Source organism: Vibrio sp. ED004 (assembly GCF_023206395.1).
GTDB lineage: Bacteria > Pseudomonadota > Gammaproteobacteria > Enterobacterales > Vibrionaceae > Vibrio.
On sequence record NZ_CP066149.1, the window covers coordinates 2870599 to 2893500 of the forward strand.

General features: G+C 44.2%; 18 protein-coding genes, 7 tRNA genes, 1 other RNA gene and 1 pseudogene. 15 read left to right on the top strand and 12 right to left on the bottom strand.

The features are described 5' to 3' along the window. Positions 1-189: 189 nt before the first annotated feature. From ITG10_RS12890 to ITG10_RS12920, 7 genes are all read right to left on the bottom strand, one after another. Positions 190-274: transfer RNA gene (locus ITG10_RS12890), tRNA-Tyr, on the bottom strand. A gap of 102 nt (positions 275-376) precedes the next feature. Beyond that, positions 377-461 (bottom strand) — tRNA-Tyr (locus tag ITG10_RS12895). Between the two features lie 102 nt (positions 462-563). Beyond that, positions 564-648: transfer RNA gene (locus ITG10_RS12900), tRNA-Tyr, on the bottom strand. Positions 649-750: 102 nt separating this feature from the next. Then, positions 751-835, bottom strand: a tRNA-Tyr gene (locus ITG10_RS12905). A 102-nt stretch (positions 836-937) separates the two neighbouring features. Then, a tRNA-Tyr gene (locus tag ITG10_RS12910) sits at positions 938-1021 on the bottom strand. 101 nt (positions 1022-1122) lie between these two features. After that, positions 1123-1207, bottom strand: a tRNA-Tyr gene (locus tag ITG10_RS12915). 103 nt (positions 1208-1310) lie between these two features. Further along, positions 1311-1395 (bottom strand) — tRNA-Tyr (locus tag ITG10_RS12920). Between the two features lie 551 nt (positions 1396-1946). Between ITG10_RS12920 and ITG10_RS12925 the strand changes: the two genes are divergently transcribed. The 3 genes and pseudogenes from ITG10_RS12925 to ITG10_RS12935 form a co-directional block, all read left to right on the top strand. After that, a complete protein-coding gene (locus tag ITG10_RS12925; protein ID WP_017633232.1) occupies positions 1947-3023 on the top strand; it encodes an efflux RND transporter periplasmic adaptor subunit in 1077 nt (358 codons plus the stop codon). Further along, positions 3023-6136 (top strand): vibriobactin export RND transporter permease subunit VexH, encoded by a 3114-nt coding sequence (gene vexH / locus ITG10_RS12930; protein ID WP_017633233.1) that lies wholly within the window; start codon positions 3023-3025, stop codon positions 6134-6136. The genes ITG10_RS12925 and vexH overlap by 1 nt, the downstream gene beginning before the upstream one ends. A gap of 142 nt (positions 6137-6278) precedes the next feature. Beyond that, positions 6279-7257: pseudogene (locus ITG10_RS12935) on the top strand (IS110 family transposase); the annotation flags it as partial. Positions 7258-7618: 361 nt separating this feature from the next. Here the strand turns inward: ITG10_RS12935 and ITG10_RS12940 are convergent. Further along, positions 7619-8212, bottom strand: coding sequence for a thioredoxin domain-containing protein (locus tag ITG10_RS12940; protein ID WP_017631054.1), 594 nt, complete (start codon positions 8210-8212; stop codon positions 7619-7621). 180 nt (positions 8213-8392) lie between these two features. Here ITG10_RS12940 and ITG10_RS12945 point away from each other — a divergent pair, with 180 nt between their 5' ends. Further along, positions 8393-8713 carry a DUF1244 domain-containing protein gene (locus ITG10_RS12945; RefSeq protein ID WP_004736423.1) on the top strand — a complete coding sequence of 107 codons (321 nt, stop codon included), beginning with the start codon at positions 8393-8395 and terminating at the stop codon, positions 8711-8713. A gap of 85 nt (positions 8714-8798) precedes the next feature. Here the strand turns inward: ITG10_RS12945 and ITG10_RS12950 are convergent, their stop codons facing one another. After that, positions 8799-9866: a PLP-dependent cysteine synthase family protein gene (locus ITG10_RS12950; protein WP_017631053.1), complete on the bottom strand. Its 1068-nt coding sequence runs from the start codon at positions 9864-9866 to the stop codon at positions 8799-8801. A gap of 129 nt (positions 9867-9995) precedes the next feature. On the opposite strand from ITG10_RS12950, the gene ITG10_RS12955 reads away from it, so the two are divergent. After that, positions 9996-10469, top strand: a complete 474-nt coding sequence (locus ITG10_RS12955; protein WP_017631052.1) for an Lrp/AsnC family transcriptional regulator — start codon at positions 9996-9998, stop codon at positions 10467-10469. A 71-nt stretch (positions 10470-10540) separates the two neighbouring features. Further along, positions 10541-11206, top strand: a complete 666-nt coding sequence (locus tag ITG10_RS12960) for a hypothetical protein (protein WP_017631051.1) — start codon at positions 10541-10543, stop codon at positions 11204-11206. Positions 11207-11330: 124 nt separating this feature from the next. Here ITG10_RS12960 and tesB read toward each other — a convergent pair whose 3' ends face one another. Continuing rightward, on the bottom strand, positions 11331-12191 hold the full coding sequence (gene tesB / locus ITG10_RS12965) for an acyl-CoA thioesterase II (RefSeq protein ID WP_026084268.1): 861 nt from the start codon (positions 12189-12191) through the stop codon (positions 11331-11333). A 168-nt stretch (positions 12192-12359) separates the two neighbouring features. Between tesB and ITG10_RS12970 the strand changes: the two genes are divergently transcribed. After that, positions 12360-12800: a YbaY family lipoprotein gene (locus ITG10_RS12970; RefSeq protein ID WP_017631049.1), complete on the top strand. Its 441-nt coding sequence runs from the start codon at positions 12360-12362 to the stop codon at positions 12798-12800. A 59-nt stretch (positions 12801-12859) separates the two neighbouring features. Here ITG10_RS12970 and ITG10_RS12975 read toward each other — a convergent pair whose 3' ends face one another. After that, positions 12860-13162, bottom strand: a complete 303-nt coding sequence (locus ITG10_RS12975) for an MGMT family protein (RefSeq protein ID WP_017631048.1) — start codon at positions 13160-13162, stop codon at positions 12860-12862. A 51-nt stretch (positions 13163-13213) separates the two neighbouring features. Here ITG10_RS12975 and ITG10_RS12980 point away from each other — a divergent pair, with 51 nt between their 5' ends. From ITG10_RS12980 to ITG10_RS13000, 5 genes are all read left to right on the top strand, one after another. Further along, positions 13214-13957: a hypothetical protein gene (locus tag ITG10_RS12980; protein ID WP_017631047.1), complete on the top strand. Its 744-nt coding sequence runs from the start codon at positions 13214-13216 to the stop codon at positions 13955-13957. Between the two features lie 246 nt (positions 13958-14203). After that, positions 14204-14300, top strand: an RNA gene (gene ffs / locus ITG10_RS12985) — signal recognition particle sRNA small type. 138 nt (positions 14301-14438) lie between these two features. Next, on the top strand, positions 14439-15062 hold the full coding sequence (locus ITG10_RS12990; protein ID WP_017631046.1) for a TnsA endonuclease N-terminal domain-containing protein: 624 nt from the start codon (positions 14439-14441) through the stop codon (positions 15060-15062). 2 nt (positions 15063-15064) lie between these two features. After that, positions 15065-16930, top strand: a complete 1866-nt coding sequence (locus ITG10_RS12995; RefSeq protein WP_017631045.1) for a Mu transposase C-terminal domain-containing protein — start codon at positions 15065-15067, stop codon at positions 16928-16930. Next, positions 16899-17993 (top strand): TniB family NTP-binding protein, encoded by a 1095-nt coding sequence (locus ITG10_RS13000; RefSeq protein WP_017631044.1) that lies wholly within the window; start codon positions 16899-16901, stop codon positions 17991-17993. Before ITG10_RS12995 ends, ITG10_RS13000 begins: the two co-directional genes overlap by 32 nt. A 3-nt stretch (positions 17994-17996) precedes the next feature. On the opposite strand, the gene ITG10_RS13005 is transcribed toward ITG10_RS13000, so the two are convergent. After that, positions 17997-18305, bottom strand: coding sequence for a helix-turn-helix transcriptional regulator (locus tag ITG10_RS13005; RefSeq protein WP_017631043.1), 309 nt, complete (start codon positions 18303-18305; stop codon positions 17997-17999). A 101-nt stretch (positions 18306-18406) separates the two neighbouring features. Here ITG10_RS13005 and ITG10_RS13010 point away from each other — a divergent pair, with 101 nt between their 5' ends. The 3 genes from ITG10_RS13010 to ITG10_RS13020 all read left to right on the top strand — a co-directional run bounded on the left by ITG10_RS13010 (position 18407) and on the right by ITG10_RS13020 (position 22861). Then, positions 18407-18952 (top strand): hypothetical protein, encoded by a 546-nt coding sequence (locus ITG10_RS13010; RefSeq protein ID WP_017631042.1) that lies wholly within the window; start codon positions 18407-18409, stop codon positions 18950-18952. Continuing rightward, the gene (locus tag ITG10_RS13015) at positions 18946-20328 is read left to right on the top strand and encodes a DEAD/DEAH box helicase family protein (protein ID WP_017631041.1); all 1383 of its coding nucleotides are present in this window, start codon (positions 18946-18948) and stop codon (positions 20326-20328) included. The genes ITG10_RS13010 and ITG10_RS13015 overlap by 7 nt, the downstream gene beginning before the upstream one ends. An 85-nt stretch (positions 20329-20413) precedes the next feature. Further along, positions 20414-22861 carry a DEAD/DEAH box helicase family protein gene (locus ITG10_RS13020; RefSeq protein WP_248386431.1) on the top strand — a complete coding sequence of 816 codons (2448 nt, stop codon included), beginning with the start codon at positions 20414-20416 and terminating at the stop codon, positions 22859-22861. The last annotated feature ends 41 nt before the right edge of the window (positions 22862-22902 follow it).

The window sequence follows — 22902 nt, forward strand, 5'->3', positions numbered from 1 at the left end:
AGCGCTCAGTGATCTTAAAGAGATTCAATCTTGTTGTGACATCGACGGATAGAAGTTTGAAGTGTTGAACTTAGACAGAAGCGACTTTAAGTCTAACCTTGATAAGGCAGGGCTTACCAATAAAGCGTTCAGAAACGAAAAAAGCCAACTCAATTAGTTGGCTTTTCGATTTTCCAATTAAGGAGAATATGGTGGAGGGAGACGGATTCGAACCATCGAAGGCAGTGCCGGCAGATTTACAGTCTGCTCCCTTTGGCCACTCGGGAACCCCTCCAGGGTGTGTCTTACTCTTCACAAAGTAAGCCTAAATTGATGTTTTCCCATAAGCCCATCAACTAGGTTGTTCTCTTAACTCTCGAAAGAGGTAAGAAGAATATGGTGGAGGGAGACGGATTCGAACCATCGAAGGCAGTGCCGGCAGATTTACAGTCTGCTCCCTTTGGCCACTCGGGAACCCCTCCAGGGTGTGTCTTACTTTTCACAAAGTAAGCCTAAATTGATGTTTTCCCATAAGCCCATCAATCAGGTTGTTCTCTTAACTCTCGAAAGAGGTAAGAAGAATATGGTGGAGGGAGACGGATTCGAACCATCGAAGGCAGTGCCGGCAGATTTACAGTCTGCTCCCTTTGGCCACTCGGGAACCCCTCCAGGGTGTGTCTTACTCTTCACAAAGTAAGCCTAAATTGATGTTTTCCCATAAGCCCATCAATCAGGTTGTTCTCTTAACTCTCGAAAGAGGTAAGAAGAATATGGTGGAGGGAGACGGATTCGAACCATCGAAGGCAGTGCCGGCAGATTTACAGTCTGCTCCCTTTGGCCACTCGGGAACCCCTCCAGGGTGTGTCTTACTCTTCACAAAGTAAGCCTAAATTGATGTTTTCCCATAAGCCCATCAATCAGGTTGTTCTCTTAACTCTCGAAAGAGGTAAGAAGAATATGGTGGAGGAGACGGATTCGAACCATCGAAGGCAGTGCCGGCAGATTTACAGTCTGCTCCCTTTGGCCACTCAGGAACCCCTCCAGGGTGTGTCTTACTCTTCACAAAGTAAGCCTAAATTGATGTTTCCCATAAGCCCATCAATCAGGTTGTTCTCTTAACTCTTAAAAGAGGTAAGAAGAATATGGTGGAGGGAGACGGATTCGAACCATCGAAGGCAGTGCCGGCAGATTTACAGTCTGCTCCCTTTGGCCACTCGGGAACCCCTCCAGGGTGTGTCTTACTCTTCACAAAGTAAGCCTAAATTGATGTTTTCCCATAAGCCCATCAATCAGGTTGTTCTCTTAACTCTTAAAAGAGGTAAGAAGAAATATGGTGGAGGGAGACGGATTCGAACCATCGAAGGCAGTGCCGGCAGATTTACAGTCTGCTCCCTTTGGCCACTCGGGAACCCCTCCAGGGTGTTTTTTCCTAACTCATAATGGATAGGCTAAAGAGATGTTTTTCCCAACGCATCTCTCAAGTGCGGAGCGCATCATAGCAAACACGTTAAACGTGTAAAGGGTTTTTCTTATGGTTTTGTGTTAAATGCTGCCTTTTTGGGCAAAGATGGCGAAAAGTACGCATATTGCTCGTGAAGTGAACATCTGTACTAAGGTTTACGTACTGAGGGGTAACACCTTGAGGTGACTGGATTTCTGTATTGTGTTCAATGTGTCTAAAGCGTGATGAAACGTAAATGGAATTTAATCTAGATTTACACTTCTTGACGTTACAGTATTCATTAGTTGATAGAATACGGTTAATTTCATTTATAGATAATAATACCAATTGTAGTAAATCAAGGTGTCATCTTAGCTTGTTAAAATGCTCGATAACGGCGTTAGAATTTTTGATTGTAGAATAACTACTTATCGAAAATCCTGCCTTGTTCTCAAGCCTTTTTCCTGCGCTATTTCTGACCACTCGCTCACTGTGATTGGTATAACCTTACTTGCAGACCATTATTATGAAGCATAAATCTGTTTTAACCCTGCTTAGCTTGTCTATTCTTATGGCGTCTCCGGCCGTACTTGCAAAGCGTATGGGCCCTAGCACTGTCACTGTTGTTACTGAGCAGGTTGATATTCACCAAGTTAGCCAATCTCTTTCGTTGGTCGGTAAGTTAGAAGCAGAACAATCTGTGATCATTACCTCTGAGGTGGCTGGACGCGTTGACTCAATTAACATTAAAGCTAATCAAGATGTGACTAAAGGTCAGATGTTGGTTCAGTTAGATGACGATAAGGCAAAAGCGGCAGTTGCAGAAGCGCAAGCGTATCTAAAAGACGAGCAACGTAAGCTAGCGGAATTTCAACGCCTAGTGAAACGTAACGCGATCACGCAAACTGAAATTGACGCTCAGAAAACCAATGTAGAAATCGCCAATGCTCGTTTAGCTGCTGCAAATGCCAACCTAAAAGATCTTCACATTAGTGCACCATTCTCAGGCACAGTCGGCTTTATCGATTTTAGCCGCGGCAAAATGGTGACAGCAGGTACTGAGCTGGTGACTCTAGATGACCTTTCAGTCATGCAATTAGACCTTCAGATCCCTGAACGTTATCTTTCTATGCTATCAAAAGGCATGAAAGTGACGGCTCGTACCAGTGCATGGGGCGACACTCAGTTCACTGGTACTGTCGTAGGCATTGATTCTCGTATTAACGCTGAAACCTTGAACCTTCGAGTTCGAATTCACTTCGACAACAATAATGATTATCTAAAACCAGGCATGCTAGTGGCAGCGGATATGGACTTCCCACCGGTTGAAGCGCCGATCATCCCTGTACAAGCGTTGGAATACTCAGGTACGAAGCGTTTTGTCTATGTTATCGACGAAGATAACAAAGCAACTCGTACAGAAGTCTTCCTTGGGGCTCGTATTGATAACGAAGTTGTGATCGACAAAGGTATCGAGATTGGTCAGAAGATCGTGGTGCAAGGTATCGTGAACATGCGTGACGGCGTATTGGTTCAAGAGCTTGCTGTTAATCGCCCAGCGGATGCTGCAAGTGATAAAAAAGCACAAAAAGGCGCTAACTAATGTTGTTATCTGATGTTTCTGTAAAGAGACCAGTAGCGGCTGTCGTATTGAGCCTACTATTGGTTGTGTTTGGTCTTGTCTCTTTCAATAAGCTTGCGGTTCGAGAGATGCCAGATATTGAAAGCCCGGTGGTATCGATCAGTACTCGTTATGAGGGTGCTTCGGCTACCATCATTGAGAGCCAAATAACCTCCAACCTTGAAGACCAGTTATCCGGCATCAGTGGTATTGACGAGATCGAGTCTACTACCCGTAACGGTATGTCGCGTATCACCATTACCTTTGAGCTTGGTTACGACCTCAATACCGGTGTGAGTGATGTTCGTGATGCCGTAGCTCGTGCGCAGCGTTCATTGCCCGATGAAGCCGACGACCCAATTGTTTATAAGAACAACGGTAGTGGCGAAGCATCGGTTTACATCAACTTAAGCTCGACGGAGATGGACCGAACGCAGTTAACCGATTACACCGAACGTGTGTTGATTGACCGCTTTAGTTTGATTTCTGGCGTGAGCTCGGTGGATATCTCAGGTGGCTTGTACAAAGTAATGTACGTCAAGCTGAAACCTGCGCAGATGGCGGGTCGTGGCGTGACGACTTCGGACATCACATCTGCGTTGAACAGTGAGAACATTGAAAGCCCGGGCGGTGAAGTTCGTAACGATGCGATTGTGATGTCGGTTCGTACTGCTCGTTCTTACACTGAAGCGGAAGATTTCGAATACCTAGTCGTTAAACGTGCCTCTGATAACACACCTATCTATTTGAAAGACGTAGCGGATGTTTACATTGGCGCAGAAAACGAGAACTCGACCTTTAAGAGTGACGGCGTTGTTAACGTAAGTATGGGTATCGTGCCTCAGTCAGATGCGAACCCACTTGAGGTGGCTGACTTAGTCCATAAAGAAGTCGAAGCAATTCAAAAGTTCTTGCCAGATGGTACTCGTCTGGCGGTCGACTATGACTCAACAGTCTTCATCGACCGTTCAATCTCAGAAGTTTACAACACACTCTTTATCACGGGTGGCTTGGTTATCCTTGTGCTTTACATCTTTATTGGTCAAGCACGTGCAACACTTATTCCTGCGGTAACCGTGCCTGTATCTCTGATCTCGTCGTTTATTGCGGCGTACTACTTTGGTTTCTCTATCAACCTGATTACCTTGATGGCACTTATCCTGTCTATCGGTCTGGTAGTAGATGACGCGATTGTAGTGGTTGAGAACATTTTCCACCACATTGAACGTGGTGAGTCACCGCTGCTTGCTGCCTATAAAGGTACACGTGAAGTAGGCTTCGCGGTAATCGCAACCACGCTTGTATTAGTAATGGTATTCCTACCAATCTCGTTCATGGACGGCATGGTTGGCCTGTTATTTACCGAGTTTTCTGTATTGCTCGCGATGTCGGTGATTTTCTCGTCGCTAGTCGCATTAACGTTAACGCCAGTGTTAGGTAGTAAAATCCTAAAAGCGAACGTTAAACCAAACCGTTTTAACCTGTTTGTCGAGCGCGTATTTGGCAAGCTTGAGTCTGGATACCGCTCGGTCTTGCGTCGTGCTCTAAACTGGCGTTGGGCAGCTCCAATCATCATTATCGCGTGTATGGGCGGTAGTTATGGCTTGATGCAACAAGTACCGTCGCAACTGACGCCACAAGAAGACCGTGGTGTTATCTTTGCGTTCGTTCGTGGTGCCGATGCAACCAGTTACAACCGTATGTCTGCCAACATGGACATCGTTGAAGAGCGCTTAATGCCATTGCTTGGTCAAGGATTCTTAAAGTCATTCAGTATTCAATCACCAGCATTTGGTGGTAATGCGGGCGACCAAACGGGCTTCGTTATCATGATCCTAGAAGACTGGGATGAGCGTGACGTTACAGCACAAGAAGCGTTGAACGAAGTTCGCAAATCTTTGAATGGCATTCCTGATGTGCGTGTATTCCCATTTATGCCTGGCTTCAAAGGTGGTTCAAATGAGCCAGTTCAATTTGTACTTGGCGGTTCTGATTACACTGAACTTCAAAAATGGGCCGAGCTATTAAAGCAAGCCGCTGAAGAGTCTCCAATGATGGAAGGCGCGGACATCGATTACTCTGAGAAAACACCAGAGCTATTGGTAACCGTAGATAAGCAGCGTGCAGCAGAGTTAGGTGTTAGCGTTTCAGATATTTCAGATACGTTAGAAATCATGCTTGGTGGACGCAGTGAAACCACCTTCGTTGACCGTGGTGAAGAGTACGACGTGTACCTGCGTGGTGATGAGAACAGCTTCAATAACGCCAACGATTTAAGCCAAATCTATATGCGAACTCAGTCTGGCGAGCTAGTAACGCTTGATACGCTGACGCACATTGAAGAAGTCGCTTCATCGATTCGTTTATCGCACTACAACAAGCAGAAATCGGTGACCATCAAAGCGAACCTAATGGAAGGTTACACGCTGGGTGACGCACTCGATTTCCTTGATGAACAAGCGATTGAACAGCTACCGGGTGATATTTCAGTGAGCTACTCTGGCGAGTCAAAAGACTTCAAAGAGAACCAATCAAGTATCCTAGTGGTATTTGCGCTGGCGATGCTAGTCGCGTACTTGGTGCTGGCCGCGCAATTTGAAAGCTTCATTAACCCACTAGTCGTGATGTTCACCGTACCTATGGGGATCTTTGGTGGCTTCTTAGGCTTAGTGGTGATGAGTCAAGGGCTCAACGTCTACAGCCAGATTGGTATGATCATGTTGATCGGTATGGTAACCAAAAACGGTATCTTGATCGTAGAATTTGCCAACCAACTTCGCGACCGTGGTATCGAGTTTGAAAAGGCGATCATTGATGCTTCGGCTCGACGTTTACGTCCAATCATGATGACGGCATTTACTACGTTAGCAGGCGCAATTCCATTGATTACCTCAACGGGTGCGGGCTATGAAAGCCGAGTGGCAGTGGGTACGGTTATCTTCTTCGGTATGGGCTTTGCGACTTTGGTTACTCTGTTCGTAATCCCTGCGATGTATCGATTGATTTCTGGCACAACACGTTCTCCGGGTCACGTAGAAGCGCTTCTAAACAAAGAGCTAAGCCATGACAACGTGGGCAGAACCAGCCACGGTTAATCTGATTGCTTAGTAACGCTGATTAGCAGCAACACTAATTAATAAAGCCCGACAACTTACTCGTTGTCGGGCTTAATTATATGGTCCGCCTCACTCTCAAGCCCTTAAGCTTAGAGTAGGCTCTCAGAATGAGGTGAACCACATGTCTTCTATTCATATTTTAGGTATCGACCTAGGTAAACACTGCTTCCATGCTATCGCACATAACCGTTGTGGGGTGGAGGTGCTTCGTCGTAAATTTAATCGCAATCAACTCTTAATCTTTCTTAGTAAAATAGAACCAACAACTATTGCTTTCGAAGCTTGTGGCGGTGCTCATTGGCTTGCTCGAAAGTGTGGTGAGCTTGGTCATCAACCCCGACTTATTCCTCCTCAGTATGTAAAGCCTTATGTCAAAGGCAATAAAAACGATTTCATCGATGCTTCAGCGATCGCAGAGGCTGCGAGTCGACCGACCATGAGATTTGTGGCTGTAAAAGTGAAGAGGCTCAAGTCATCGCAGCGATTCATCGAGTCAGAGATAGTTATATCAAGGAGAGAACCGCCACTATGTCGCGGATCGGCGCGATCTTACTTGAGTTTGGCCTTAGCTTTCCCAAAGGGCATGCAAAGATGAAGTCTCTGTTTCAATGGTTAGCAGAACAAACAGTATCACTACCAAAAGCTTGCTATGTGAATTGATATCTATCCATGAACACTACAAGTACCTCAATGAACAAATCAAAACCCAAGATATCAAGCTTCAAACTATTGTTGATAATAACGAAAGTGCTCAATTATTAAAAACTATCCTTGAATTGGCGATCTTACCTCCACATTGTGTATTGCTGATGTAAGCTCTCCGAGTAACTTCACCAATGGCCGCGAGATGGCGGCTTGGTTGGGACTTGTACCAAGGCAATTCTCAACGGGAGGAAATACCAAGCTACTTGGTATGAGTAAACGAGGAAATAAGCACCTCAGAACTCTGTTTATCCATGGCGCAAGAGCTGTACTCTAGGCTAGAGACGACAGGGAAAGTGTTTGGAGAGTGGCTTGTGAACCTACGAGCCACCAAACCATTTAATGTAGTGGTAGTTGCATTAGCCAACAAGCTAGTGAGGATAGCTTGGGCGGTGTTATACCACTGCCAAGCTTTAAGGCTGTTTAGCTATAACCAAGTTTGCAACGCCAATGAACGTGATGACAAAAACGGTCAATCGGCCAGATTAAGAACCTGACACAAAAAATAGCAATCAATGCTTTGGGCTTTTAAGGATAATCTGGCGCGGATATCATCGTGGAGCTGGGAAGCTAGTGCTCCCAACAAGGACTCCGAATACATTAGCGCAAACCAACTCCGTTATTACTTAATTGTAGTTGCAATAACGGGGCGGACCATACATTTTGTTGCTTATGAGATATGAGATATGAGATATGAGATATGAGATATGAGATATGAGATATGAGATATGAGATATGAGTTTAGAAAGACAAGCTTATCTATTGAATCCTTAGGTATTTGAGGGTTTCAAGCAGTTCATCCATCGAGCGATGACCTCTCAAGTTCACCATGTAGCGGCCATTGACGATGAAAGTAGGAATGCTAGCAATGGCGGTTTGTTCTGTTTTCGATGCTGCCTCTTCCATCAACTTGGCCCATTGTTGCTGTTGGCTTTCCGTCATATCTTCTAGCTTCACAAGCTTATGCTTTTTAAAAAACGTATCGATGTCGGTCGGTTGGAGTGGGCTCTTGGTTTGAACCATCAAGAACAGTTCATTGAGCACTTCGTGAGATAGGTTCGGCTGTTGAACCAATACCGTGTAGTAAAGGCTGGCCGCTTGTTGTGTCGATTCATTAAAAATAACGTGAGTACGGTGCAATGTTAGTTCGCCAGAAGCTTCTTTATCTTTGAGTAGCTCAGTCATCTGCCAACAAGGTGTGCAGGTTAATGAGAAAAACTTGTCTATCTGATGGTCTGTAGAATAAGGATTCTTTAGAAGTGTGTATTGCTCTCCTTCGGTAGGAGACGCATAAGTGACTGAGCTAAAAATGATAGACGCTAATAAGAAAAGTATGGCTTGAAATTGTTTCATGGGAGTTCCGGTTTATCGGTGTAGTGACAAAAAATGCCCATCACACGAGGTGTAATAGGCTTGGTTTATTGATGAATGTTTTGAAAAGCCTGCGTTTGCTCCTAGCGAAATGCGGGCTTTTTTTGTATAACAATATCTGCTCAACACATTAAAAAATGAAAACTATTAAGGGACACCAAAGTGGCTGAATTTAAATACAAAGATCTTTCTCAAGAAGAACAAGACAAGCTGGATGCAGCAACCTTTCGTCGCTTGTTAGCACACCTAGACAACAACAAAGATGTACAAAACATCGACCTGATGATCTTGGCTGGCTTCTGCCGTAACTGTTTCAGCAAATGGTACAAAGCGGAAGCTGAGCAACAAGGACTAGATCTTGATATCGATGACGCTCGTGAGCGTGTATACGGCATGACTTACGATGAGTGGAAACAAAACCACCAACCAAAAGCAACACCAGAACAACTGGCCGCTTTTGAAGCGAAGCAAAAACCAGAATAATCTCGTGTCATTGGTCACCGATGACACACAAAAAGAGCCCATTAAGGGCTCTTTTTTATTTTGGAACGGGTGCTTATTCTCGCGCTTACGCTAGCTCACCGGTTTGCGAGAAAGCTTCCAACTTCGCAGCGTAAGGCTGTAGGTCACCAATGTTGTTGTTCACCCACTCGTCATTGAAGTAAGTGTCTAGGTAACGCTCGCCGCTATCACAAAGCAAAGTCACGATAGAGCCTTTCTCACCGCGCGCTTTCATCTCGCTTGCCAGTTGAAGCACACCGTACATGTTCGTACCCGTAGATGCGCCAACCTTGCGACCTAGAATGTCAGATAACCAATGTGTGGTAGCGATGCTTGCTGCGTCTGGAATCTTACGCATTTCGTCAACCACACCTGGAATGAAGCTTGGTTCTGCTCGTGGGCGACCAATGCCTTCAATCTTGCTGAATGTGTTGCCTTTCACATTGGTATTGCCCGTTTTGAAGTACTCATGGAATACTGAGTTCTCAGGGTCGACAACACAAAGCTTAGTCTCATGTTGTTGGTAACGAATGAAACGGCCGATCGTTGCGGAAGTGCCACCTGTACCCGGGCTCATTACTACCCAAGTTGGAACCGGGTGATCTTCCATCTGCATTTGATTGAAAATCGAGTTCGCGATGTTGTTGTTACCACGCCAGTCAGTTGCGCGTTCAGCGTAAGTAAATTGGTCCATGTAGTGGCCATTAAGTTCCGTCGCTAAGCGGCGAGACTCGTCGTAAATCTCATCTGAGCGATCAACAAGATGTGCTTGGCCGCCGTAGAACTCAATCTGCTCAATCTTCTTTTTCGCTGTGCATTTTGGCATTACCGCAATAAATGGAAGACCAAGTAGGCGAGCAAAGTACGCCTCAGACACAGCCGTGCTACCAGATGACGATTCAATGATTGTTGTTTCTGGGCCAACCCAACCGTTACAGATAGCGTATAAGAACAGAGAACGCGCCAAACGGTGCTTCAAAGAGCCTGTTGGGTGTGTGCTTTCATCTTTAAGGTAGATATCAATGCCTTCGATGCTTGGAAGGTCTAGTTTGATAAGGTGCGTATCCGCTGAGCGTTGGTAGTCGGCTTCAATTTTACGAATCGCGTTGTTAATCCATTGATGGTCAGTGCACATAAGCGTTCTCCTGATCTTGTGTAGGAATTCTTTGTAATTGGTATGGTTATAATGTAGCTAGAACTGGAGAGAAAAACTTTGCCATATTTGCTTTATTTTGACTAAAATGTAGAAAATTATTCTATTTAAATGCGATTTGGTGAAAGTGTGATAGATGCCGTAGATAAAAAAATATTAGGGTTGTTACAGGAAGACAGCACGCTGTCACTGAACGATATTTCTGAAGCCGTTAACCTCACAACAACGCCTTGCTGGAAGCGTCTCAAGCGTCTTGAAGAGAACGGAATCATCGAAAAGAGAGTGGCGCTGCTGAATCCTGAGAAGTTAGATCTTTCTTTTACCGCGTTCGTATTGGTGAAGACCAGTGACCATTCTCATGAGTGGTATGGGCGCTTTGTGAATACTGTGTCGGACTTTCCAGAAGTGATGGAGTTCTATCGCATGGCTGGTGAGTATGATTATATGATGAAGGTGCAGGTTAAAGACATGAAGTGCTTTGATGACTTCTATAAGCGCTTAGTTAACAGCATTGATGGGATTTCAAATGTGACCTCAACGTTTGCTATGGAACCATTGAAATACACAACTGCATTACCACTATAGTTAGCCTTAGCACCACGCTACATCTTGTCTCAGTTTAGACATCGCCTCTGCGATAAAGAAAAGGATTATTCATGTTTGCAAAAGTCTCTACCGCTATCCAATTGGTGTTAGCTGTCTCCATTTTTTATTTGGGCTACACCATCTACTCGTTCACCAATAAAGTCGGTGAAATCGTCGATACTTACCCTCAGGTTATCGAGGATTTATCAGGCCTCACCAAAGGGTTAAAAGTCGAAGAAATGTTAGCGTTTGCTGAGCATGTGAGTGAGTTGGCTCCTCAGGTGTTAGACACGGTTGATGAAGTGAGAAAGACCATTGACCAAGTTAACCAAACCGTTTCGTCTGTTGATGGCAAAATTCCCGCGATTTTGGATGAAGTGAAAAACGTTCGCACCGAAGTTGAGCAGGTAAGAACCGAAGTTATCCCACCAACGCTGACTGAATTGAAACGCTACCGTGTCGATGTGATGCCACCAATGCTTGCGGAAAGTAAATCTTACCGCGAACAAACTATCCCTGTTGTTGTGGCTGAATCTGAAATGCTGAGAGCCGAAGTGCCGGGTATCTTGGATCAAGCAAACTTACTAGCAGATAAGAGTAAAGCACTCGCTCAGGGCGCTGCCGAAGGTGCTGTGAAAGGGGTAGTGCTGTCACCATTCAACCTGCTTAGAGATGCGGGAGACGGCATTAAAACGCGAGTTCAAAGTGAATTCGAGCCTACGCTTGAAGCTGAATAGAAGTTACTGATTCTTGAACAACGGCTTTTCGTTGACGTAATGAAAAAGAAAAGGGGCTAGGTATGATACCTAGCCCCTTATTAATTGGTGGTGCAGTGCTGTGTTGGTAAAAAGCGTCGGCTCATTACTTAGTAAAGCGCATCACACCTTCTTGAACAGCAGTCGCTACTAGCTCACCTTTCTGGTTATAGATCTCGCCGCGCACTAGGCCACGAGTGTTAGCCGCTGTCGGGCTTTCAATCGCATAAAGCAACCACTCATCCATCTTGAATGGACGGTGGAACCAGATTGAGTGGTCAATCGTCGCAACTTGGAAGTTGGGCGTCATGATAGAAACTTCATGAGGATGTAGCGCCGTCACCAAGAATCCCCAATCCGATGCGTAAGCTAGCAGGTATTGGTGAATAAGTTGGTTATCTGGCAGCGCGCCGTTCGCTCTCACCCAAAGGTACTGCTTTGCTTCGGTCTTTTTAGGCTTTAGCGGGTTAACAACCGTTACTGGGCGCATCTCAATCGGCTTTTCGCCACAGAAAGTCTTACGTAGCTTTTCAGGCAAGAACTCAGCAATGTGGCTCGCGAGCTCAGTTTCAGAGGCAAAGTTCTCTGGCCCGGGGATGTTTGGCATTTCATTCTGGTGCTCAAAACCTGGAGCGTCACCATGGTAAGAAGCCGTGAGATAGAAAATAGGGCGGCCATTTTGAATCGCTTTAACACGGCGTGTGCTGAAGCTGCGTCCATCTCTTAGGTTCTCAACATCGTAAATAATTGGCTTTTCAGGATCGCCGGGAAACAGAAAATAACTGTGGAACGAGTGAACACTGCGGTCATCTTGAACAGTGTAACGAGCAGCCGAAAGCGCTTGTCCCAATACCTGACCGCCGTAAACTTGTGGCAGGCCAAGGTTCTCACTTTGCCCACGGAATAAACCTTCTTCCAGTTTCTCTAGCTGAAGTAAACTTAGTAATTCTTGTAAAGGTTGACTCATCGCCAGCATTCCTCTTCGTAAAATGGATGTCAGATTATGGTGTTAATCATTAAGATTAGTCAGATATCTGTCAATAAATCATAGGGTTTCAAGACAGAGTATGAAAGCTCTCTTATAATTGGTGGGTAGATTTGCCGAGTCCGGCAAACATGTTGAGAGAAATTGAATATGAAAAAGGCTCTAATTCTTATTACGTCTTTAGTATCGTTTGGCCTACTTGTTGGCTGCCAAGCAACATCAGAAACGAACGCTTCTCAGGAAGTGGCTGCAGAGAACACTCAAGTGATTTCAGGAACAGTAAGCTATCGCGAAAGAATTGCATTGCCAGAGAATGCAGTGGTTACCGTAACGCTAGAAGATATTTCACTGGCTGACGCACCATCGACTGTTATCGCAACTCAAGAATTCACCACTGACGGTAAGCAAGTACCGTTCGCATTCGAGCTGAGCTACGACAACAACAAAATTCAACCTAACCACCGTTACAACATGCGCGCATCGATTCATGTTGACGGCAAACTGCGTTTCACAACGGACACGATTAAGTCAGTGATTACAGATGTAGAAAACACGCAACAAGCAGACCTACGCTTGGTTGGTGTTCGTTAATTAGAAATGGATGCCACTGTTAAGGCATCTTAATTAACGTCTTTCGATAGATGGCAGCTCTAGGGCTGCCATTTGTATATTCTGAGTTTGACCTTTCCTGCGTCACTCACTTCAATCCCTTCTTCAACCAGATGTTTCTTCTGGCGATCAAACGAATCACCCTTCAAAGAGATCTCGCCTTTACTGTTGATCACCCGATACCAAGGCAGTTTGCTACCTTCTGGTAAATTCCCCAGCGCTTTTCCTACATGTCGAGCATAGCCCGGAAATCCTGAAAAACGTGCTATGTCTCCATAAGTTGTTACTTTCCCATATGGAATTTGGTGAATCACAGCAAAGATTTGGCTCAAAAATTGGTCCATACTAAATGTTCCTAGTTCATTAATACCACGGATCGGTAGAAGGAGAGAGCTATGGTTTTTTCGACATTTCAATTTCTAATTACAACATTATTAGCCGTTGTTTGCGCTAGAGCAATCAGTTTAAGTGAAGGGGACATCCCAGTGCTTGCTATGGTCATTCCTGCATTATGGATTCTGCCGCAGGGTGGTATCGCAGGTTTAGCTTTGCTTGCAGCCATGACGACTTACGGTTTAACCCTTCCTTTACAGCCAATCACGCTTTCAGTCAGTGCATGGGTGCTATTCCCACTGCTTATGGTTGTTTTCTCAAGACGCAGCAGTTTGTCCGTCGTGATTATTTCAGGTTTGATTGTCACCACCTTACAGGTCGGGATCATGGTTACGCAATCGGCAGGAAAGCTTGATGGCGCACCTTGGATCACCACGCTGCAGACGCTGTCTATTATCGTGATTTGGTGGGCAGCGAATCATCTGAAACCCGCGAGTCGACACAGCTGGTGGTCATTGGGCTTGATATTGCCATTATGGATAGCCGACTTACCTTATGCAGCTTTGGTGGCCTTGTGTGTCACGGGTATAATGGCATCGATGGAAACGCTCAATCGATTGAAAACTTTCCGTTGGAACAAGCTCTTGTGTTGGACTCTGCCCACGGTCGGCTTTGCTGCTCTGGTGATAACGCCAAGCATTGAAGTACCAAGCCCTGTGTTTGTGGTGTGGTTGTGTTTGTTGGGTACTGCATGGATGACAGACTACATCATTCGAACGGAAGAGAACGAAGACGCCGATCTCTAGTTGTGAGTCGGTAATGGTTCGTTTTTCCTGAACAGAGCTAAGCACTGGCAGCTTGAATGAATGTGTTATGAAACAAGGACAAAGGTGATGCTTTATCCGACACTTTTACCGTGTGTTGGGTAAAGGGTAATCACTTAAACCACATTTGTTTAAAAAGAGTCGCTTTGTGCTTGCAATGGTTGCTGCGATGCTTAATAATCCAATCACTCTTTGAGGCAAGCCTCTTAGAAAAAGAATCTATGGAGGCTCTGGTCCTCCCGCAACACTAACTTGTGAACTCGGTCAGGCCTGGAAGGGAGCAGCCGCAGCAGGCGACGTGTGTGCCGGGATGTGGCTGGGGCTTCCACCCTTCTGAAGCCTGCAATATATGTTCGCATAAATTGCAGGCTTTCTTCATTTCTGCATCATAAGTCTTCATATTTGCACCATAAGTCTTCATAGTCTATTTTTTGTTGTAGGTTTACAACAAAAGTGATTTGCTATGTTCGACCAAACCAAGAAATCATCTCACGTACACAACATCTGTAAGTTCATGAGCTTGAAGAATGATGCTGTTGTTCGCACTCTCTCCATTTTGGAGTTCGATTTCTGCTTTCACCTCGAATATAACGCAAACATTAAAAGTTTTACCTCTCAACCTTTTGGCTTCCACTATCAATTCAATAATCGTAAGTGCCGATATACCCCAGATTTTTTAGTAACAGATCACAACGAGCAGTCAACCCTCTTCGAAGTAAAACACTCTAGTCAGATTCTCAAACCTGATTTCAGGAATAGATTTGAAGAGAAACAAAGGGTTGCGTTGAATGAGTTCAACAGACGCTTAGTTTTGGTTACGGAGAAACAAATTAGAATGGGACCGACGTTAGATAACTTTAAGTTACTACACCGTTATTCCGGATTGCGAACCGTGACTGAGTTTCAAAAGCTAGTATTGGCGTTTATTCAACGAAAACAAATGGTGCAGCTACAAGAGGTGTCTTTGTATTTCGGTTTATCGGAGCAAGACACACTTATCTCTACTCTTCCTTGGATCTCTTCGGGGCAAATCAAAACAGACCTCAACAATATTGGCTTTGGCCTCGAAACCTACGTTTGGTGTTAACTATGCCATCGGACTCTAACAACATATTTGGGTTCTTTGATGAATTTGAAGCTTCAGAGGGAGAGTCTCAGCAGCTTCCAATAGAGCTAATTCATGAACCTATTGAAATCTCCTCAACTATTGATTCTCAATCACCGAAGGTACAGCAAGAAGTTATCCGTCGTATCAAAATCATCGCGTTCGTAGAGAAGCGTTTAAAAGGCGGATGGACCGAGAAAAACTTGAACCCTCTCTTAACTCTTGTGGAATCGGAATTACAACTCATTCCCCCGAGTTGGCGAACTTTAGCAACTTGGAAAAAATCTTACTTTGAAGTGGGTAAAGACCCATGTGCGCTTATTCCTAAGCATACGTTTAAAGGCAATCGACAAAAAGAGTTCGATTCTCAATCTTTAGTTGATGAAGCAATTAACAGCGTATACCTGACTCGTGAACGCTTAAGTGCTGCTGAAGCATACCGATACTATAAGAGTCGAGTGATTCAATTAAATCGTGGGATTGTCGAGGGGAAAATAAAACCAATTTCCGAACGTTCTTTTTACAATCGAATACACGACTTACCTCCTTATGAGGTAGCGATTGCAAGGTTTGGTAAACGATACGCAGACCGAGAATTTCGCTCGGTTGGTCAGCAAGTAGTTTCGACCAAACCAATGGAGTATGTCGAAATTGACCATACACCAGTCCCAGTAATTTTGATTGATGACGAGCTAGATATTCCTTTGGGACGACCCTATCTGACGATGCTATATGACCGCTTCAGTAAATGTATCGTTGGGTGCAGTATCAACTTTAGAGAGCCTAGTTTTGACTCTGTCAGAAAGGCGCTATTGAACTCGCTACTAGATAAGAGTTGGGTAAAGCAAAGGTATCCATCCATTGATAATGAATGGCCTTGTCACGGCAAAATTGACTGTTTAGTTGTCGATAATGGTGCTGAATTTTGGAGTCAAAGCTTGGAAGATTCGTTACGGCCTCTAGTGTCTGACATCCAATACAGTCAAGCAGCTAAACCTTGGCGAAAGTCAGGGATCGAAAAGCTGTTTGATCAGATGAATAAAGGGTTAGTGAATTCACTACCTGGAAAAACATTCACCAACCCTACTCAACTACAAGATTACAACCCAAAGAAGGATGCGGTGGTTAGAGTTTCTGTATTTCTTGAATTACTTCATAAATGGATTGTCGATTATTACCACATGGCACCAGATTCAAGAGAACGTGATATTCCATACCACAAGTGGAACCAATCGGAATGGACTCCCTCCTACTACGTTGGTGCTGAGAAGGAGCAGTTGAGAGTTGAGCTAGGTTTGCTTAGACACCGAACTATTGGAGTGGTAGGGATTAGACTACATAACTTACGTTATCAGTCCTCCGAACTTATTGAATACCGTAAATATTGGGCATCTAACAATGGTAAAAAGCTTTTTGTTAGGACCAAAACAGACCCCTCTGATATCAGCTACATCCATGTTTACCTAGAATCGGAAAAGAGGTACATAAAAGTTCCAGCGGTAGACAACTGTGGATATACAAAAGGACTGTCCCTTTTTGAACATGAGCGCATACAAAAAGTACGCAGGCTTAACACTAAGCAGCTTGCTGATGATGAGGCGCTTGTGGATACATTTCTGTATATGAAGAAGCGTATTCAGGAAGAAACCGATAGGTTCCGCAGTGCCAAAAGTAATAAGGGTAGCTTGCCTAAAACGGGTAACACTTCGAAATTAGCAAAATTTAATGATGTGGGCTCAGAGGGACCAAGCTCAATCAGTACGGCTCCGGCCAAAAAAGAAGCTGCGGTCGTGTTCGATGTTTCAGAACAAGTAGCTGATGATGATTTTGAAGATATTGAGGGGTATTGATTTGAACTTAACATCTAGACAGTTTGAGCAACTAAAATTCTTTGAAACCAGCTTTATCGAGTATCCAGCTATAACTGAAATCTACTCCATTTTCGATCAGCTTCGTGTTAATCACTCCCTTGGCGGTGAACCGGAGTCTTTCTTGTTAACTGGTGAGGCCGGAAGTGGAAAGACGGCTTTGATTAACAACTATCTATCACGCTTTCCGCCGAGTTCAACTTGGAGTAAACAACCTGTTCTTAGCACTAGAGTTCCAAGCCGCATAAATGAACAGAACACGCTTACGCAGTTTTTAGTCGATTTAGATGGAAAGTCAGGTGGAAGAGGTACCCGACGACGTAATGAAATTGCTCTTGGTGAGGCTGTCGTAAAGCAACTTAAACGTAAATCTGTTGAGCTGATTATCGTCAATGAAATTCAAGAGCTTGTGGAGTTTTCTACAGCAGAAGAAAGGCAGGCTATTGCTAATACGTTCAAATACATAAGTGAAGAAGCAAAAGTCTCGTTTGTGTTGGTTGGTATGCCTTATGCTGATGTGATAGCGACAGAGCCGCAATGGAACTCACGATTAAGTTGGAGACGAAAGATTAACTATTTCAAGCTGTTGAAAGCTAACAGCCATTCGAGTGGAACGGCATCTTATAGTTTTGACTTGGAGCAAAAAAAGCACTTTGCTAAATTTGTCGCTGGTTTGAGTGCGAGAATGGGCTTTGATGAACCGCCGGTGCTTACAAAAAATGAAGTGTTATATCCTTTGTTTATTATGTGTAGAGGGGAGTGCCGAGCGTTAAAGCACTTCTTGAAAGACGCACTACTTATGAGTTTCAGTGAGAACGTTGATACGATAGACAAAGAGATATTGTCACGTACCTTTTCATTTAAGTTCCCCTACTTGGACAACCCTTTTAATTGTTCTATCGAGGAGCTTCGTCTTCATCAAATTGACTCTGGATCGTCTTACAACCTGAATGCCATTGCCGTAGAAGATAAGATACTTGCTCCGCGATTTACGGATGCAATTCCATTGAGTATGTTATTGAGCAAAAATGGACTTAAAGCTTAAGTATTACTTCTCGCTCTTTAGGTTCTCCAACAGCACCACCTTCTCTTCATCACTCATCTTATCAATGGCGCACGCTAACTCAGCGCTCAATTCGCTCCTACAGAAAAAGTAGTTTAGTGGCACATCTAACTCTTCAGCCATGCGCTCAAGCGTACCAATATCAGGTACATGCCTGCCTTTTTCGTAATGATTCATACGACCGCTAGCAGAACTTTGTTCCATACCGATTTTCACCCCTAAATCTTTTTGGGTGATCTTGGCTTTTTTACGCGCAGCTTTGAGCCTCGCAGGGATGGGGTTGTCTTTTTGCACTTACACATTTCTTTTCAACCTTTAGATAACTTAGATTGTCTAAGTTTTACTGATTTTTGTATACTTAGCAATCCTAAGTTTTTATTGCCTGTAAGAGTCACATGAAGAAAGTAACCAGAATTAACCCTCACATGTTTAACCTATTGATTGAAAAAGGGATGGATAATTTCTCCGTCACAGAAGCTAGAGATGCTTTGCTAAACAGTGCTTCAGCCTTCCCGAGCAAGGACGATGCGCGGAAGTATGTTTATAAGCAACTTCTATCATTTGAGGAGAAAGGCTGGCTTTCTGTCATTGGGGCTCGTAGAGACAAACGCTACCATCAAACTAACGAATTCAAAGCGCTCACAATTGAGCCTAGAGTAGCTAGAAATAGGCAAGCTAAGGTCGATTCAATGGATGATCAAACTCCAAAGTGCTCTCTAAATGCATTAGCGCAAGAGAAGAAGCAACATGAAGGCGAGTTGGCGATTACTCTAGGCGAGATTGAGGAGTACCAATCATTATTGACGCGTTTCCCAAATAACAAGCAAGATATGCAGCCGCTATTTAATGCGGCAAGAGAACGCTCAGCCAAGCTATTAGGCAAAATTAATGCACTAACCAACTGGATGCAAGTCGCCCAAAGTAAGGCTCCTCAATGTTAAGAGCATGGCAAGCCGAGTGTGCAGCTCAAGCTATCGAGAAATTCACTTCAAACAAGCATTCACACTTCTTCTGCCAAGCGACTCCTGGAGCTGGTAAAACCGTTATGGCCGCCGAGGTGGCGAGTAGGTTATTTGAACAAGGCATGATTGACTTAGTGCTGTGTTTCTCTCCTTCACTGACTGTTGCGGAAGGGATGAAAAAGACCTTTTCATGGAAACTAGAATGTTCCTTTAATGGAGGCTTGGGTTCTCTTGGGGGCTCTTACACCTATCAATCAATCCGTTTTTTAGAACAGAACTTTTGGAACACCGTCAGTAAATATCGAGTCTTAGTCGTATTTGATGAGATTCACCATTGTTCGTTTGATGGTGAGGGGCGGTCAAACTCATGGGGGCTAGAAATTGTCTCGAAGATCCAAGGCTTTGCTCGTTACACTCTGGCGCTATCGGGTACTCCTTGGCGTTCTGATCGACTACCGATTGTCATGGCTGAATATTCCGACCCTGAGGGTAAGGTTGTTTGCGATTATCAATACGGCTTGCAACAGGCTGTTGAAGATAAGGTATGCCGCCGCCCTAAAGTTGTTCTAATAGATAATGAACACCTCAGCGTTAAGGCTGGCAGTGACAGTCAACACTTCGCCTCTATTCTTGATTGCCTTAAACAATCCGATGTCTCTTATCAAAGCGTCATTCACAACAAAGACGCTATGAATTACATATTAAATAGTGGGTGCCAAAAGCTAGCTCAGTTAAGGCAAAAGTCTCCAAGTGCTGGAGGCTTAGTAGTTGCCGCTTCTATTAAGCACGCTAAAGACATTCAAAAGCGACTTGTTGAGCACTTTAATCAATCAACATGCATAGTGACTTATCATCATGATAATCCGTTACACGAAATTGAGTCGTTTCGTCACTCAAAGGTTCAGTGGATAGTCAGCGTTGGGATGATAAGTGAAGGAACGGATATTCCAAGGCTTCAAGTTTGCTGCCATATGAGTTCGGTAAAAACGGAACTCTATTTTAGGCAAGTGCTCGGGCGAATTTTAAGAATCAATGATTCACCCAATCAAGAAGCGTGGTTGTATACCTTTGCCGAAGAAAGTTTGATTGGGTTTGCTGAAAGAATAGAGCAGGACATTCCAGAGTCGTGTCTATTTATTAAATCGAATGAACAGACTGATGAATCAGATAAGGCGCAGAGTTTTACTCCTACAGATTTGTCGAACGATAAGATTATGGTATCTGGGGAGTCCTCAATTCAACTAAACTGGTCAAAAATCGATGGGGTTCAAAACGCTTTTTACTCTGATTTCGAAGGTTATGATGAGTTACGTTTAGGTGATTTTAAACAAAGAGTTATCGCAACATTCACTTAATCACACCGTGAATAATGCGCACTCGGATTTATATAGGCTTTACGATATACTGATTAGCTATTGAGTCTCTCTACGAGTAATCCTAATGGTCAGCAGCATTAATAAAGCTAAGTTATCTGAAACCGACATCATTACCAAATTCATACTTCCTGCGATTAAAGAGGCAGGGTGGGATGATATGACTCAGATTCGCCAAGAGGTGAAGCTGCGAGATGGTAAAGTGATTGTTCGAGGCCAAGCTGCTGCTCGTCAGAAAGTAAAATCAGCTGATATCGTTCTTTATCATAAGCCTAGTATGCCGCTTGCAGTGATTGAGGCAAAAGCCAATAAGCATGAAGTTGGCAAAGGCATGCAACAAGGCATGGTATACGCTGGCCTGCTAGAGGTGCCATTCGTTTTTGCATCGAATGGTGATGGTTTTATTTTCCGAGACTTAACCAACCCAACTCAACTTGAAACGGAAATTCGTTTAGAGGATTTCCCAACACCTCAACAGTTGTGGGAAAAGTATTGTGCTTGGAAAGGGTATAAAGAAGAACATCTGCCAATTATCACCCAAGATTACCATGATGATGGCAGCGGTAAATCACCGCGTTACTACCAGCTTCAAGCTATCAACAAAACAGTAGAGGCCGTTGCTGCTGGCCAAGACAGAGCCTTACTGGTCATGGCGACGGGTACAGGTAAAACCTACACCGCATTTCAAATTATCTGGCGACTTTGGAAAGCCAAAGCCAAGAAGCGAATTCTGTTCCTAGCGGATAGAAATATTCTTGTCGATCAAACTAAAACTAATGATTTTCAACCGTTTGGGACGGCGATGACCAAGATTACAGGTCGCAAAGTCGACCCTGCCTTTGAGGTTCATCTAGCCCTTTATCAAGCGCTTACGGGGCCAGAAGAAGAACAAAAAGCCTACAAGCAAGTAGACCCTAACTTCTTTGACTTAATCATCATTGACGAGTGCCACCGTGGTAGTGCTTCAGAAGACAGCGCTTGGCGTGAAATTCTTGAATACTTTAGCTGTGCGACTCAAGTCGGTTTGACGGCAACACCAAAAGAGACCGATGAAGTATCTAACATCGAGTACTTTGGCGACCCAATTTATACCTACTCTCTTAAAGAAGGTATTGAGGATGGCTTCTTAGCCCCTTATAAGGTAGTTCGTGTCGATATTGATGTGGACGTCCAAGGTTGGAGACCAACCAAAGGGCAAACTGACAAAAATGGCGAAGTGATTGAAGATCGAATCTACAACCAAAAAGATTTTGATCGCACTATGGTTATTGATGAGCGTACCGAGCTTGTCGCACAAACCATCACCAACTATCTGAAACGTACCGACCCAATGGCCAAAACCATCGTGTTCTGTAATGACATCGATCATGCTGATCGCATGCGCCGTGCGTTAGTAAACCTGAATCCAGAACAGGTTAAGAAGAACGATAAATACGTAATGAAAATTACGGGTGATGATGACATTGGCAAAGATCAGCTAGACAACTTCATCAATCCTAAGAAAAAGTACCCTGTTATTGCCACGACTTCGGAGTTAATGACGACGGGAGTTGATGCAAAAACCTGCAAGCTAGTGGTGCTTGATCAAGGTATTCAATCGATGACCAAGTTTAAGCAAATCATTGGTCGTGGTACTCGTATTGATGATCGCTATGGCAAGCTTTGGTTCACTATCTTGGATTTCAAAAAAGCGACAGAACTGTTTGCTGATGAACGCTTCGACGGAACTCCGGAACGCGTGAAGGTCACTACGCCAGAGCAGTTTGAAGATGAAGACGATTTAGATGACATCATCGACGGTGTTGATGATGTCGATGCTGATAACCCGTTCGGTGATGAAGACATTGACCCTGATTCAATTCAAGAGCCAGAGGCTACCTATGGCGAAGATTTTGGAAACTCCCCTGAAAGTACAGGCGGTGCAGACGATTGGGATGATGAGAATCGAGTTCGCAAATTCCATGTGAATGGAGTTCCAGTAAAAGCGCTCGCTGAACGTGTCCAATATTACGATTCAGACGGTAAGCTTGTAACCGAGTCATTTAAAGATTACACCCGTAAAACTATGGTGAAACAGTTCTCCTCTTTAGATGAGTTCACCAAGCGTTGGAACGAATCTGACCGCAAGCAAGCTATTATCGATGAGCTAGCCGAAGCCGGTATTCTATGGGAAGCGCTAGAAGACGAAGTGGGTAAAGACATGGACCCATTCGATATGATTTGCCATGTCGTTTACGATCAACCCGCTTTAACTCGTAAAGAGCGCGCCGATAACGTGAAGAAGCGTAACTACTTCACTAAATATGGTGATACAGCGCAGCAGGTGCTGAACAACCTTCTTGATAAGTATGCTGATGAAGGTGTGCAAGAGATCGAAAACATTCATGTTCTTAAAGTGAAACCTTTCGATGAAATGGGCAGACCGTTAGAAATCATTAAGAAAGGCTTTGGTGGCAAACTGCAATATTTAGAAGCGGTTAATGAACTGGAAGCTGCTATCTACCAATCTGCTTAACAATATTCACACCGTGTAGATACGAAAACCTTTAGGCCGCT

What these genes read in the sequence shown, in the direction of transcription:
- ITG10_RS12955 (WP_017631052.1), top strand. Translation starts at nt 9,996, where the DNA reads ATGCGATTTGGTGAAAGTGTGATAGATGCCGTAGATAAAAAAATATTA.
- ITG10_RS12950 (WP_017631053.1), bottom strand. Translation starts at nt 9,866, where the DNA reads ATGTGCACTGACCATCAATGGATTAACAACGCGATTCGTAAAATTGAA.
- ITG10_RS12940 (WP_017631054.1), bottom strand. Translation starts at nt 8,212, where the DNA reads ATGAAACAATTTCAAGCCATACTTTTCTTATTAGCGTCTATCATTTTT.
- tesB (WP_026084268.1), bottom strand. Translation starts at nt 12,191, where the DNA reads ATGAGTCAACCTTTACAAGAATTACTAAGTTTACTTCAGCTAGAGAAA.
- ITG10_RS12980 (WP_017631047.1), top strand. Translation starts at nt 13,214, where the DNA reads ATGGTTTTTTCGACATTTCAATTTCTAATTACAACATTATTAGCCGTT.
- ITG10_RS13010 (WP_017631042.1), top strand. Translation starts at nt 18,407, where the DNA reads ATGAAGAAAGTAACCAGAATTAACCCTCACATGTTTAACCTATTGATT.
- ITG10_RS12990 (WP_017631046.1), top strand. Translation starts at nt 14,439, where the DNA reads ATGTTCGACCAAACCAAGAAATCATCTCACGTACACAACATCTGTAAG.
- ITG10_RS13015 (WP_017631041.1), top strand. Translation starts at nt 18,946, where the DNA reads ATGTTAAGAGCATGGCAAGCCGAGTGTGCAGCTCAAGCTATCGAGAAA.
- ITG10_RS13020 (WP_248386431.1), top strand. Translation starts at nt 20,414, where the DNA reads ATGGTCAGCAGCATTAATAAAGCTAAGTTATCTGAAACCGACATCATT.
- ITG10_RS13000 (WP_017631044.1), top strand. Translation starts at nt 16,899, where the DNA reads ATGATGATTTTGAAGATATTGAGGGGTATTGATTTGAACTTAACATCT.
- ITG10_RS12970 (WP_017631049.1), top strand. Translation starts at nt 12,360, where the DNA reads ATGAAAAAGGCTCTAATTCTTATTACGTCTTTAGTATCGTTTGGCCTA.
- vexH (WP_017633233.1), top strand. Translation starts at nt 3,023, where the DNA reads ATGTTGTTATCTGATGTTTCTGTAAAGAGACCAGTAGCGGCTGTCGTA.
- ITG10_RS12925 (WP_017633232.1), top strand. Translation starts at nt 1,947, where the DNA reads ATGAAGCATAAATCTGTTTTAACCCTGCTTAGCTTGTCTATTCTTATG.
- ITG10_RS12960 (WP_017631051.1), top strand. Translation starts at nt 10,541, where the DNA reads ATGTTTGCAAAAGTCTCTACCGCTATCCAATTGGTGTTAGCTGTCTCC.
- ITG10_RS12975 (WP_017631048.1), bottom strand. Translation starts at nt 13,162, where the DNA reads ATGGACCAATTTTTGAGCCAAATCTTTGCTGTGATTCACCAAATTCCA.
- ITG10_RS12995 (WP_017631045.1), top strand. Translation starts at nt 15,065, where the DNA reads ATGCCATCGGACTCTAACAACATATTTGGGTTCTTTGATGAATTTGAA.